The following is a 12,502-nucleotide window of genomic DNA, read 5'->3' on the forward strand; positions in this document are numbered from 1 at the left end:
TCAATCTATTTCAAATCAAACGGTGCGATATATTTTCAATATGTGTTGAAATGTGATCCAGGGCCTGTTGCTCCAGCAACATTTCGTAATGGCCCAGTGGCAGGTTCGAGATTGTCAGATTGGGCGCCAATTGCCCCCATCCCATGTCTTCATGCAGATGAAATATCTCGTATAATGGGTAATCCGACCGAACCAGATGCACGGGAAATCCGTAGGATTGCGGCTTGTGGGCAAGGATCACCGCGATGTTACGGTTCATTCCTTTCGAAAACTCCCGGTAAACCTTGGAGAACCCGACGAAGCTGGTGGTTTCCGGCAGGCCGCCATTGGCAATCAACTGGAGACGCATCAGCTCGATTAGATCGTCTTCCGCCAGGCGATGGGCATCGCTGCCTGCCACTTCCCAGGCGACCCGCTTCAGCGCCCGCATATAGTCCGTGAACCAACGAACCCTGACCACTTGTGAACGGCTGAGCGTTATCAACCGCTCTGTCTGCGTCCCATCCATCACGCCATTGAACAAGCGTGGTGCAATGCTGTCGAGCAGGACCGCGCCGCAAGCGCCGTCTGTACGCCGGCTTGCCATTTCGCACGCCAGCACACCTCCAAAGGACCAGCCCAGCAGACAGAGCCGCTCGGCGTTCCAGACCTCTCCCAAATCCGCGATTGCTTCATCGGCAATCTCCCCGAGAATGCCTTCGGGAAGATCGGTCTTGCCCAACGCCGAGGTGTAGCGCTTGTTGAGAGAAAGCTCGACCAGATGCCAGGAATAGCCGGTCATTCGCTCCGCAAGCTGTATGTAACTGCGGATGGGCATTCCGCCGGGATGAACGCAAACCACAGTCATCCCGGCATTCTCTCGGTGGGCAAGTTCACTTGCAGATTTCGGCATCTCCATTCGCCATACCTCGCTGGCCATACCTCGCTGGATTTTGGCTTCTGGAATTCAGAGTTCGCCTTTTTCGAAGAGATCCTTGGCCTCGACAAGATAATTGGCCAACTTCTCGATCGTCGGGTGGTACCACATGGCCGTCGGCGGCAATTCGAAGCCGAGCCACTGTTCCATTTCCCCTGCAAGCACCAGCGTCTCGGTAGAATCCAGGCCGAAATCGGTGAAGATCTTGTTCACATCGATTTCCGATGCCGGAACCGAAAGCTTGTAGGCGAATTTTTCGACCAGCCAGGTCTTGGCTTCTGCGTAGCTGAACTTTGTTTGAACGTCAGACATTATTCGTCACCCTTTGTTGCGTTGAAATGCATTTTAAAAATCGGCCACGTCACCGCGTGACCATGAAAAACAAGGCGCAGATCGCGAAAACATTGGCGAGGGTTCCCCAGAGATACCAACGCTTCGCCAAGGCGCGGAACGGCTCGGCAATCGCATCGAAATCCGATGCCTGGTTGAGAAGCCTTCGCTGGCGGATCTGATTGGGAATGAGCCCCAACATCCAGGACAGGCCCGACAAAAGAAAACAGCCCACTCCATACAGCAACCACGGCGTGTCGAGGAAATTCATGCCGTAGCTGCGAGCCATATATCCGCCTGTCGCAGATAAGAGTACAGCTCCACCGAATGTAAATACATAATCGGTCAAAAAAACCAATTTTATTGCATATCTAAGTATATTAAGATTATTGCTTCGATCTGCAATCAATTTCCACACAGCGGTTACAACAATATTACCAAGGAACATTGTTGCGGCAAAAACATGAACGAACAGGAGCACTTCCGACATGGTCCATCCTGTGACACCATCTCCAGACGCAAATGAGCACCTGGAACCCCAAATGGATTGCAACATCCGGCTAACATGCCGGCTTTCAACTGTCGCAACGTGACTATTGTTTTGGCCCTTAGGCGAGCGACCTTAACGGCACAATTCTCCATTCCTGAAAACAGGATCAGGGTGATCGATGCCGTTATGGCTCTATTGCGAAGGGAATAAATATCTCATAATACCAATAGCTTGTGATAGGGAAATGATTTGCCGCCTATCATTCGACGATAGATGAATTCTAGCAAGGTGCACCCGATGATGCATGCGCCTTACGCTGAAAATCTTGCCTCGATTATAAAAGGCGAAGGCCTATCGACTACACGACTCGATAGATTACGCCGTCTTCCCGATTGGAGCTGCGGCATGCCGCTTCACAAGGCGCGCCGCCTGTGTACCGGAATAGACGCCGCTTTCGTGGAAACCGACGAAATCCGGCCCGAGATCCCTGACAGAGAAGTAAGAACCTGCAAAATACAGCGGACCATCGTCATTGATCGACGGCAAGCGCGCCTGCATTTTGCTGCTTTCGATGGTAATGACCGGATGCTCGTAATCGAAGGTCTTGATCACCTTGGCAGGATCGATGGGCAGCGGACTATCCAAGGACACGAAATAGTCCTGCTCCGCCTTAAACCCTTGAATTGAATTCATATGATAGACGAGATAGGGCCGCCTTTTGCCATCCACCGTCATACAGCCGTAATTCCAGCTCTTCCATCTGTGCGGCGGCACAGGCATCACGGATGAATCGGTATGGAGAACTGTGCTGCAACGATTGTACTCAAACGTTCCCAGAATTTCGCGCTGCTTCACACTTGGATTGTCGAGCAATTTCAAAGCCTGGTCGGCATGGGTCGCGACAATGGCATAGTCGAATTTTTCCCAGCTTCCACCGGTCTGAACCTCGACACCATCTGCAAGAGCACGCACAGACGTTACCGCCGCATTCAACCTTGGTGGACGCTTGAGGCCGCCAATCAGGATATCAAGATAGCCCTTGGCACCTCCCTTGACCGCAAGCCACTTCACACCCTTCCCCCCAAGGCCATCCTTGCCATGATTGAGGAACATACCAATGACCATGACCGCGGGAGAATTCAAGGTCACTTCAACGGGGACAGACCAGTACGAGCAGGAAATCTGGATCATGTAACCGTTGATAAAGTCGTCAGTATAACCATAGGTCCGGAGATATTCCTCCAATGGAATCTGACACTTGCCCTCCATGATATGGCGAGGCGCTTCCCTCAGCAGGCGATCCGCCTGCTCCCAGACAGAAATGAATTCCGGCCCATAATTAGCCCGAACATAAGCCTCGTCCTTTTCAAATTCCTCTGTGCCGTAATAGGTACCGGCATCGACATCGAAGAAGTTGAAACCACCGGAATGCTCGGTCAGCGGCACATTCAGCTCGGCAAAAAACTTGGTAAGCTTAGGATAATTGGGCGGATTAAACACCATAAAGCCCGTATCCACACCGACATCACCCAATGGATCGGAAACGACCACTGTGCTTGCATGCCCACCAGGCCGGTCGTCCTGCTCGAAAACATGAACGTCGAAGTCTTTATCAAGCGAATAGGCTGCACTCAGTCCGGAAATACCGGAACCAATGATAGCGACAGATGCCACACTTACCTCCAATAAGAATTAAATAATTTGCTTATTTTAAATATTCGAATGGAACGAGCTATTCTCAAAATTTCATAAACCAGTTTATATTCTACGTTACTAATTTTTTTTGATTTGTTTTCTCAAAAACTATCTTTGTTATTCAGTCGAAGGATAGCAATATTTAACCGACTGTCAACGATCAATGCAATCAGAGGTAATTGTTTTTTTCGCAGCAGCGTCCATCATTGTTAGCAAACACAAAACACACATGCATATCAAAGGTTTCAGCCCTAGGGCATCACTCGCTTTTCCGATGTAGCCGCAACAGCCCACCTCGCCATCCTGCAAAAGATGCAATGAACAGTTCCGCGACGAACGCCCTCGCACAGCCCTTCACATTCATCAAAGCGGGACGCGCTTAGCGCCCTGGAAGAACAACCCACACCATTTGACTTTTTCAGCCATGTACATTTTGGAGATTGAGTCCGCCGTCGAAAATTATCCCCCAACCGAGAACCCCGACAATAGATCTCTTTTGATTCAGGCAGCTTATGATGAGGCCCGTCGCGCCGCGCAAATTCGCATGCTCGATACGATGCGGAACCACCTCAAACACATATTATATCTAACTAAGTGTCATAGTATGAAATAATCGATTGCGGGCTACTGCACCATATTCGCACCACCATTTTCATGGGCAACGACTTCTAATAGCTTCGATAAAAGCGCTAATGTGCAATAGACCTTCACGCGAAAAAGCCGCAAAATAACTCGACACCCCGTAAAATTCATATTATGTCACGGTAAACAGCACTTGTATGAGGAGGAGCGTCATGTATTTAGGAACGCAGGTTGGCGCGCGAGACGACGACGATTATCGGGTGTTTGCGCAATTGGGTCTCAAGCATATCTGCGCCGATCCGCCGGGCGATCCACGCAGCTGGACACTTTCCGATATCGAGCGCCATCGCGACAAGGTCGAGAGCTTTGGTCTGATCCTGGACATGCTGCAATTGCCCTTGCCCTCCAGCCCAATTGAAAGAGCATCCTATCCGGATATCCTGTTGGCCGGCCCAGACCGCGACCGCCAGATCGATGCGGTTTGCAAGATGATCGAGAACGTGGCGGCGGCCGGGATTCCGGCGGCAAAATACAATCTCAACCTGATCGGTATTCCCCGCACTCCGATGGAAAAGGGCCGCGGCGGCTCAATGAATGAAAGCTTCCGCTGGGACAAGGCCGATCAGGCCGCAGCACCGGGACTGGCTGGCGTTCTTTCGGAGGATGAAAATTGGGAGCGGATCGATTATTTCCTGGAACGGGTCGTGCCGGTTGCCGAGAGCAACAAGGTGCGCCTGGCCTGCCATCCGCACGATCCCTACACGCCGCCTGGCTATAAGGGCGTAACCCGGCTCCTTGGCACAGTCGAGGGTTTGAAGAAATTTGTGCAGATGCGCGAAAGCCCTTATCACGGCCTGAATTTTTGCCAGGGATCAATTGGTGAAATGCTGGACAATCCGCGCGAGGAAATCGACGATATCATTCGCTGGTTCGGAACGCGCGGCAAGATCTTCAACGTCCATTTCCGCAATATCAGCGGTGGCAAACTGTCCTTCATGGAAACCTTTCCCGATGAAGGCGATATGGACATGGTGCGGTCGGTGAAGATCTATCACGAAGTCGGCTACCAATATATGCTGATGCCGGATCATGTTCCCACCATCAGTGGCCGCGATCCAACCGGCGTCGCCTTCGCCTTCTGCTACGGCTATATCGCCGCGCTGCTCGAAAGTCTGAACTCGGCAAATACGTAAGCCAATACGAACGTTATCCGTTCAACACTCCGCCAGCCGCCATAATGGCGTCTGGTGTGTCGACATCGACAAGAGCAGCCGGACCGATATCGACATCGATCACCGGCAGCGTGCTGGCCGCGATGATCGCCTTGGCGCCCTTGTCGCCCGTCAATGTCAGCAATGCCGGACGAAGCGCCTCTGGTAAAATAACCGGATTACCCGGCACGTCACCTGACGCTGCACGGATGATGGCGCGGCCATCTGCGCTTTCGAATGCTAAGATCAGCGCATCGAGATGCAACGCTGTCAGTCCCGGCATATCGCCGAGCACCACCATGACGCCATCCTTGTCAGCCACATCAGGAGAATTTAGTCCGGTGATCAACGAGGATGCCATCCCCTCGGCAAACCCGGCATTGAAGCTCATCGCGGCTGGCAAATCTAAAAGACAAGCCTCGACCTCCTCCCGACGATGTCCGGTGACAACCGTAACGGATGCCGCCCGGCTCGCAAGGCTGATCGCCACCACGTGACGGATGAGCGGGACACCATCAAAGAGAGCCAGAAGCTTATGGGCGCTGCCGCCCATCCGGCGGGCCTGCCCGGCGGCGAGAACGACAATGGCCGTACTGACAGTTTTTGCTTCCGACATCGGCACACTCTTTACACTTTGTCTCGACAACGACTGATGATTGGAAGCTCCGCCTGTTTGCAAGAGTTAATTTCACAAGGCCCGATTTTCCAAAGCCCGATTTTCCAAGACTTCCTGGGACAGCGGACAGACGAAATGACAGAAAACAATCCGTCCTTTTGTTCGAAAAGATACAAAATCATCATCCAGCTTTCATGTCGCTGTCACGGTTCAGCGGTAACGGTGCCCTAAAATATCAGGGGTTTTATATCTCGACCCGTTTCGGAGACCGATGATGAACAGACGCGACTTTCTGCTAGCTTCCTGCGCAACCGCAGGCCTGGCCGCCATGCCGAATTTTGCCTTTGCTGCGGGCAAGGAAATCAATGTCTACAGCGGCTCCGATGCCAATATCATCGACTTCTGGAACAACATCGTTCGCCCAAGCTTCGAGAAGGCCAACAGTGACCTGACGATCAAGGTGATTGATGCCGGCGACAATAACGGTCTGCGTGCGATTGGCGATCGCGCCCTCGCCGCGTTGAAATCCAACAGCGATCCGCAAGCCGACCTGTTTGAGGCCTTCAATCCGCGCCTGCCGACCGGCGCCATCGATGCCGGTCTCTGGGTGGAATTTTCCGAGAAGAATGTTCCCAATTTCGGCCGTGTCAATCCGATGGCCATCGATCTGTCGCAGTCGCTGCCCTATCGCGGTTCGCAGGTTCTTCTGGCCTATGACAGCACCAAGCTCGATCCGAAGGATGCGCCGAAAACCTGGGAACAGCTGATTACCTGGATCAAGGCCAATCCCGGCCAGTTCATTTATAACCGCCCCGACAAGGGCGGTTCAGGCGGCAATTTCGTCCGCCGTGCCATCCACGAAGCGAATGGCCGCGATCCGAGCAAATTCACCGTCGGCAATTACACGGCGGAAGCGGCGGAAAAAGCCTTGCCGCCAAGCTGGAAGATCCTCAACGATCTGGCCCCGTCGCTCTATGAAAAGGGTGCCTATACCTCCGGCAATTCGCAATCGATCCAGCTACTTGCCCAGGGCGTCGTCACCATGGTGCCGGTCTGGTCCGATCAGGCCCTCCAATCGATTGCTCAGGGCGTATTGCCCGACACGACACGGCTGGTGCAACTGACGGATCTGGCGCTTTGCGGTGATTTCGCCCGTATGACGATTTTTTCCAACGGCGCCAACAAGGATGCCGCCCTGAAGCTCGCCAATGCTCTGCTGTCTGAAGAAATCCAGTCGGCAATCATCACCGAGCTCGGTGGCTTTCCGGGTGTGTCCTGGGATTATATTTCCAAGGACCTGCGTGAGAAATACGCCGATGTCATTCCCGCTTCGATCCCAACATTCCCCAACGGCGATTGGGAAATGGCGGTCAATGACGGCTGGTTCCGCAATGTCGCACCAGGCCTGGCGCGGGGTTGATGAGCGCGACCAGTTCGCTGCCGCTTGATAAAGGGCGGAAGGCAAAGGCTGGACGCGGGCTGACTGGCCTACTTCTGGTCGCCCTTCCTATCCTGCTCTTGGGATGGCTGATCATTTATCCGATCATCTCGGCGGTGATCGGCACCCTTGTCATGACCACGCCGGAGGGAGGGTGGCACGTTTCCGTGGCGTCCTACCGGTTCTTCTTCAATGACACCTACAGCCTGCGCAATCTCGGCATCACGCTCTGGACCACCGCCGTCTGTGGCGTTGTGCTGCTGTTGATCGGCGTGCCGATTGCGCTTTACTTGCGCTTTTCCTCCGGCAGGCTGGCCGCTTATGTGCAGGCGCTGGCGATCTTTCCGATGTTCGTGCCATCGATCATCCTCTCCTATGCGCTGATCCGCACCATCGGTCCAAATGGCACGGTCGATATCCTGCTCCACGCCGTGGGCCTGCCGAAACTACCAACGCCCTATCTGACGCCCTGGGGACCGGTAATTGGCCTGGTCTGGGACAATCTGCCGTTGACCGTGCTGATGCTGACGGCGGGTCTCAGCGCTATTTCCAACAATGCCGTCGAGGCGGCGCGCGATGCCGGCGCACGGCCATTGCAGGTGTTTGTGCATATTATTCTGCCACGGATGGCCAATTCCTTTCTGGTTGCCAGTTCCTTTGCCATTCTCGGAATATTTTCGGCCTTTACCCTGCCCTATCTGCTCGGTCCGGCCTCGCCGGAAATGATGGGGCCTTTCATGCAGCGAACCTTTGCCGATCTGAACGATCCGCTGAATGCCACAACGCAAGCCGTGATCAGCTTCGGCTTTTGCCTGTTTTTCGGCGCGTTCTATGTCTATTCGATAGCCAGAAATCAGGAACGAACCCGATGAGGCCCCTGCGATGAGAGTGGGTAGGATCGACTGGACGGGCCTTGCTTTCGCAGGCCTGCTCACCCTGTTTATCGCCCTGCCACTGCTGGTGGTCGGCACCTGGGCCTTTACCGAGGTCTGGCGCTATCCATCGGTCATCCCGCAGCAATTCGGCCTGCGCTTCTGGTTCCTGACGCTTGGCCGCGCCGACGTCTGGGAAGCGCTCTTTCTCAGCCTGCGCCTCACCGCCACGGTGACACTGCTGTCGGCGGTGATCTGCCTTCCCGCCGCCTATGCCTTTGCCCGGATGAAATTTCCAGGCCGCAATTTGCTGTTCCTGTCTTTTCTTGCCTCGCATGCCTTCCCCAAATTCGGCCTGCTGGTGGCCATTGCGGCGATTTTCCTGAAGCTGCATCTGATCAGCACCTTCTGGGGCGTGGCGCTGATTCAATTGGTCGGCACGCTGATGCTGATGATCTGGATACCGGTTGCCGCCTTCCAGAATGTAGACCGGCGAATGGAAGAAGCGGCGCGTGATGCGGGCGCCCGGCCCTTGCGGGTTTTCTGGTCGATTACGCTGCCGCAGGCAGCGCCGACGATCTTTGCCGCCCTGCTCCTGACCTTCGTCAGCACGTTTTACGAAACAGAAGGTGCCTGGTTGATTGGCGCGCCGCAGGTGCGCACCATGCCTGTCTTGATGGTGTCCTTCATCAACAATCAGATGGTGGTGCAATATGGCGCGGTGCTCTCAGTCATGCTGTGGGTTCCCTCTTTCCTCGCGCTAATCTTTGCCCGCCGCGCCATCGGCACAGGCGCATTCGCCAAGGGCTTTGGCGCCTGAAAAAAACCCTCATCGCCTGTAACCGGAACAGAAACGAACACCCATGGCCCAACTGACCCTTGACCGCGTTTCAAAGCAATTTCCAGGCTCGACCGCCGTCGATGCTTTTTCGTTGCATGTGGAGGATGGTGAGCTGGTCTGCCTGCTCGGCCCATCCGGTTCGGGTAAATCGACGCTGCTGCGGATGATTGGCGGATTTGAAGCGCCGACCAACGGTGTGATCCGCATTGACGGCCAGGATGTCACCCGTCTGCCGCCGGAACGGCGACCGACCGGCATGGTCTTTCAAAGTCACGCGCTCTGGACCCATATGAATGTGTTCAAGAACATCGCCTTCGGCCTGAAGCTGCGCGGCATGGCGAGAAGCGAAATCGCTGACCGGGTCGAGGCAGCGCTGGCGATGGTCGGGTTGAAGGATTACGGTCAGCGCCAGACCTATCAACTCTCGGGCGGCCAGCAGCAGAGAGTGGCACTTGCCCGCTCGCTGGTGCTGGAGCCGAAAATCCTGCTGCTGGATGAACCCTTTGCCAGCCTCGACCAGCATTTGCGCGAACGCCTGCGTGAGGAAGTGCGCGATATCCAGCAGCGGCTTGGCATTACCACCCTGTTCGTTACCCACGGTCAGGACGAAGCTTTGGCGCTGGCCGACCGTATTGTCGTGATGCGGGCTGGACGTGCCGAGCAGATCGCCCCGCCGGACCGGGTCTACCGAGAGCCGGAAACCGAATTCGTGGCAGGTTTCATCGGCCAGATGAATTTCATTCCAGGCATGATGCGCCGGGGCGCATTCACTCATATTGACCTTTCCTTGGCGGTCGATGCCGATAGCAATCCAGAGGATGGCGATGCTGTGCTGGCGGTTCGGCCTGAAGCCCTGCATCTGTCGCCCACCGACCGGGCGGACGCGGCCTTCGTTTGCCGGGCCATCGATTTCGGCAGCCATCTCATGGTCGATCTGCAACTCGGTGATGGTACACGGGTAAAGGCCATGACCGATCCGGGAACCGGCTGGCAAAAAGGCGACCGCGCCGAATTGCAGGTCAGGGCTTTCCGGGTTTTTCGCCACAATAAGGTGATCTGTGTGTCCCAGACCGCCGAACAGTCCCAGCGAAAGCAGTTCATTGTTTCATAAAAACAGGGAAATGCTTTCGCTGTTTGTTTTTACGCATTTCCGGACGGAAAACCGCTTCACACTTTTCCTAGAAATGCTTTTAAGGAGTCTGGCCAATGTCTGACGGTTTATTTATCGAGCGCGACGGTTTCAGGACCATGCTGAAATGGCATCGCGGCCATAAGCAGGCGGGCGATATTTCCTTCACGCCGGACCGGATCAGCGAAGGCATGGCGCTTGGCGCCAGCGTCGAAATCGATCTTGTCTGTCATGCCGGTGGCGGCTTCGCCGTGCTGCATGACGAGGTTTTGGACAAAGCCACCACCGGCCAAGGCCCGGTGCGCGCTGCCTCAACGGAGCAGTTGCGCAGCCTGTTTCTGCGCGACCATGATGGACAGCCAAGTGCCCATACGGTTATGCTGATCGATGATCTCGGGCGCGTTCTGGCCAGCAATTCCCATCGTGCAGGCGCCGTATTGCAACTGGACCTGAAGGAAAAGGCAAGCGACTTGACGCAGCAGGACATCGCCGCTTTCGTTGCCGCCATTGGGCCGGTGCGCGACCGTGTTATCCTGTCGGCGGGTGATGCACAGGCCGTCGCTCGTCTGGCGGAGGCCCTGCCCGGCCTGCCGCTCGGTTACGATCCCTGCCATGGCGGCACCATCGAACGGGTGATGGCAAGTGGCGACTTCGTTACCTTCATCGACGATGCTGTCGCCGCCATCCCCGACGCCGAGATGATCTATCTCGATCACGAGGCGGTGCTGTTTGCCGAGGATCGCGGTTTCAACATGGTCGCCGCCTTCCATGCCGCTGGAAAACGGATCGATGCCTATACGATCAACAGGGCAGACGAGGCATCGCTACCACGTGTCCTGCGGCTGCTGGCGCTGAAATGCGACCAGATCACCACGGATGATCCGGTCGGGCTTCAAGCGCTGATCGCCCTCTATGACAGTCAATGATCCATCGCAGGCTGAAACCCGGCGAGCAGCCAGGGATGCAACGCTGGCGAGGCGGTAAGAATGCCACCTCCGGCGTCAACCGGCATTCCGCCAAAGCCTGTGACCACGCCACCTGCCTCGGTCAGAATCAGGGCTGCGGCGCCATAGTCATGCACCTGCAAGCCATCCTCGAAAAACCCATCCAGCCGCCCACAGGCGACATAGGCAATCGATAGCGCCGCCGACCCGAGACGGCGCACGCCAGCGGTATTGTCCATCAACCGGCGGAGTGCCCGGTGATAGAGCTCCTCATCGACGCTTTTCACTTGTCCGGGAACCGGCAAGCCCGCTCCCACCAACACATTCTGGACATCGGCCACATCAGCACACTGTAGTTTTTCGCCGTTCAGAGAGGCGCCCTTACCGATTTCAGCACTGAAAAGCTCATCGAGCATACTGTCATAAACCACGCCGCAGGTGATCACGCCCCGTTCGGCAATGGCGATGGTCATGCCGAAATGCGGCAGGCCCCAGGCAAAATTGGTGGTTCCGTCAATGGGATCAATATAGATGACCGGTGCATCTGGGCCACTTGTACGGTTGCCAGTCTCTTCCTCGCCCTGAATGGCATGGTCAGGAAAGGCCTCGGAGACACCGGCAACGATCAGGCGCTCGACGGCGACATCGATTTCCGTCTGGTAATCGCGCGGACCTTTGGACACCATCTGGTCGACATGACGGCGACGCAGCGATTGACGCGCCAGCGCTCCGGCTTCGAGAGCAATGCTGGCAAGGGCTAACAGGCGTGAAGAACTGTCAGGCGCGAGACGGTCGCGGGCGCTAAGATCGGTCATGGCACATTCCGGGATGTTTGGGACAATAGCCTCGATTCAGGACAGAACGAGGTCGAATGAATGCCGAAACTTCGCGGAAATGGGCAGAAAAGCAAGTAAAGGATATATGACAGCCCGGCTATCCGCTATGCCGGATGCTGCGACGATCGCTCTCGGCATCAGTTCAGCAATTGTTGCTCACGGCTGCGGGCCGCGGACAGCTCGGATGTCGTGTGATTGAGACGATCCGCCAGAACCCGGGTGATTTCCGAGGAGATTTCGGGAAAATCGCTCATCAGTTTCAGGAAGTTTTCCTTGCTGATTTTCAAGACTTCAAGACGCGAGGCCGCCCGCACGGTTGCGGTGCGCGACACATCGCAGAGAATGGCGATTTCCCCGACAATTGAATTGCTTTGAACTTCTGCGACCTTGATCTCGCCAGCATCCGAATTGACCAGAACATCGGCTGTCCCTGACAGCACGACATAGGCTGCGTCACCCACGTCACCCTGGCGAAACAGGTTTTGGCCCTCACGACAGGTCATCCGGTCGGAAGCAAAAGCCAGAAGCTTCAGCTTGGCTGGAGCAATCTGGGAAAACAGCGGCACACGCCGCAACATTTCGACTTCGTCCTTCAGTAGCAT

Annotated in this window: 13 protein-coding genes; 6 read left to right on the forward strand and 7 right to left on the reverse strand. The window is 55.5% G+C overall.

Annotated elements, in window-relative coordinates; genetic code table 11:
• Positions 1-10: 10 nt before the first annotated feature.
• The 4 genes from H1Y61_RS18115 to H1Y61_RS18130 all read right to left on the reverse strand — a co-directional run bounded on the left by H1Y61_RS18115 (position 11) and on the right by H1Y61_RS18130 (position 3,422).
• The gene (locus tag H1Y61_RS18115; RefSeq protein WP_180574943.1) at positions 11-892 is read right to left on the reverse strand and encodes a thioesterase domain-containing protein; all 882 of its coding nucleotides are present in this window, start codon (positions 890-892) and stop codon (positions 11-13) included.
• A gap of 54 nt (positions 893-946) precedes the next feature.
• The gene (locus H1Y61_RS18120; RefSeq protein ID WP_012653955.1) at positions 947-1,228 is read right to left on the reverse strand and encodes an acyl carrier protein; all 282 of its coding nucleotides are present in this window, start codon (positions 1,226-1,228) and stop codon (positions 947-949) included.
• A 49-nt stretch (positions 1,229-1,277) separates the two neighbouring features.
• Positions 1,278-1,736: a DUF2269 family protein gene (locus tag H1Y61_RS18125; protein WP_012653954.1), complete on the reverse strand. Its 459-nt coding sequence runs from the start codon at positions 1,734-1,736 to the stop codon at positions 1,278-1,280.
• A 375-nt stretch (positions 1,737-2,111) separates the two neighbouring features.
• Positions 2,112-3,422, reverse strand: coding sequence for an NAD(P)/FAD-dependent oxidoreductase (locus H1Y61_RS18130; protein WP_041698532.1), 1,311 nt, complete (start codon positions 3,420-3,422; stop codon positions 2,112-2,114).
• Positions 3,423-4,225: 803 nt separating this feature from the next.
• Between H1Y61_RS18130 and H1Y61_RS18135 the strand changes: the two genes are divergently transcribed.
• Positions 4,226-5,206: a mannonate dehydratase gene (locus tag H1Y61_RS18135; RefSeq protein ID WP_180574944.1), complete on the forward strand. Its 981-nt coding sequence runs from the start codon at positions 4,226-4,228 to the stop codon at positions 5,204-5,206.
• A 13-nt stretch (positions 5,207-5,219) separates the two neighbouring features.
• On the opposite strand, the gene H1Y61_RS18140 is transcribed toward H1Y61_RS18135, so the two are convergent.
• Positions 5,220-5,777, reverse strand: a complete 558-nt coding sequence (locus tag H1Y61_RS18140; protein ID WP_235680958.1) for a nucleotidyltransferase family protein — start codon at positions 5,775-5,777, stop codon at positions 5,220-5,222.
• A gap of 337 nt (positions 5,778-6,114) precedes the next feature.
• Here H1Y61_RS18140 and H1Y61_RS18145 point away from each other — a divergent pair, with 337 nt between their 5' ends.
• The 5 genes from H1Y61_RS18145 (at position 6,115) to H1Y61_RS18165 (ending at position 11,046) form a co-directional block, all read left to right on the forward strand.
• Positions 6,115-7,260 (forward strand): extracellular solute-binding protein, encoded by a 1,146-nt coding sequence (locus H1Y61_RS18145; protein WP_180574946.1) that lies wholly within the window; start codon positions 6,115-6,117, stop codon positions 7,258-7,260.
• Positions 7,260-8,150: an ABC transporter permease gene (locus H1Y61_RS18150; RefSeq protein WP_180574947.1), complete on the forward strand. Its 891-nt coding sequence runs from the start codon at positions 7,260-7,262 to the stop codon at positions 8,148-8,150. Before H1Y61_RS18145 ends, H1Y61_RS18150 begins: the two co-directional genes overlap by 1 nt.
• A 10-nt stretch (positions 8,151-8,160) precedes the next feature.
• A complete protein-coding gene (locus tag H1Y61_RS18155; protein WP_012653948.1) occupies positions 8,161-8,970 on the forward strand; it encodes an ABC transporter permease in 810 nt (269 codons plus the stop codon).
• Positions 8,971-9,013: 43 nt separating this feature from the next.
• Complete coding sequence (locus tag H1Y61_RS18160) at positions 9,014-10,102, forward strand: ABC transporter ATP-binding protein (protein ID WP_174112569.1); 1,089 nt, start codon at positions 9,014-9,016, stop codon at positions 10,100-10,102.
• A gap of 95 nt (positions 10,103-10,197) precedes the next feature.
• Complete coding sequence (locus H1Y61_RS18165; protein WP_180574948.1) at positions 10,198-11,046, forward strand: glycerophosphodiester phosphodiesterase; 849 nt, start codon at positions 10,198-10,200, stop codon at positions 11,044-11,046.
• On the opposite strand, the gene H1Y61_RS18170 is transcribed toward H1Y61_RS18165, so the two are convergent.
• Together H1Y61_RS18170 and H1Y61_RS18175 are read right to left on the reverse strand one after the other, a co-directional pair.
• Complete coding sequence (locus tag H1Y61_RS18170) at positions 11,040-11,879, reverse strand: inositol monophosphatase family protein (RefSeq protein WP_180574949.1); 840 nt, start codon at positions 11,877-11,879, stop codon at positions 11,040-11,042. The genes H1Y61_RS18165 and H1Y61_RS18170 overlap by 7 nt on opposite strands.
• A 158-nt stretch (positions 11,880-12,037) precedes the next feature.
• The gene (locus tag H1Y61_RS18175; RefSeq protein WP_012653944.1) at positions 12,038-12,502 is read right to left on the reverse strand and encodes a cyclic nucleotide-binding domain-containing protein; all 465 of its coding nucleotides are present in this window, start codon (positions 12,500-12,502) and stop codon (positions 12,038-12,040) included.

Source organism: Agrobacterium vitis (assembly GCF_013426735.1).
GTDB lineage: Bacteria > Pseudomonadota > Alphaproteobacteria > Rhizobiales > Rhizobiaceae > Allorhizobium > Allorhizobium vitis_D.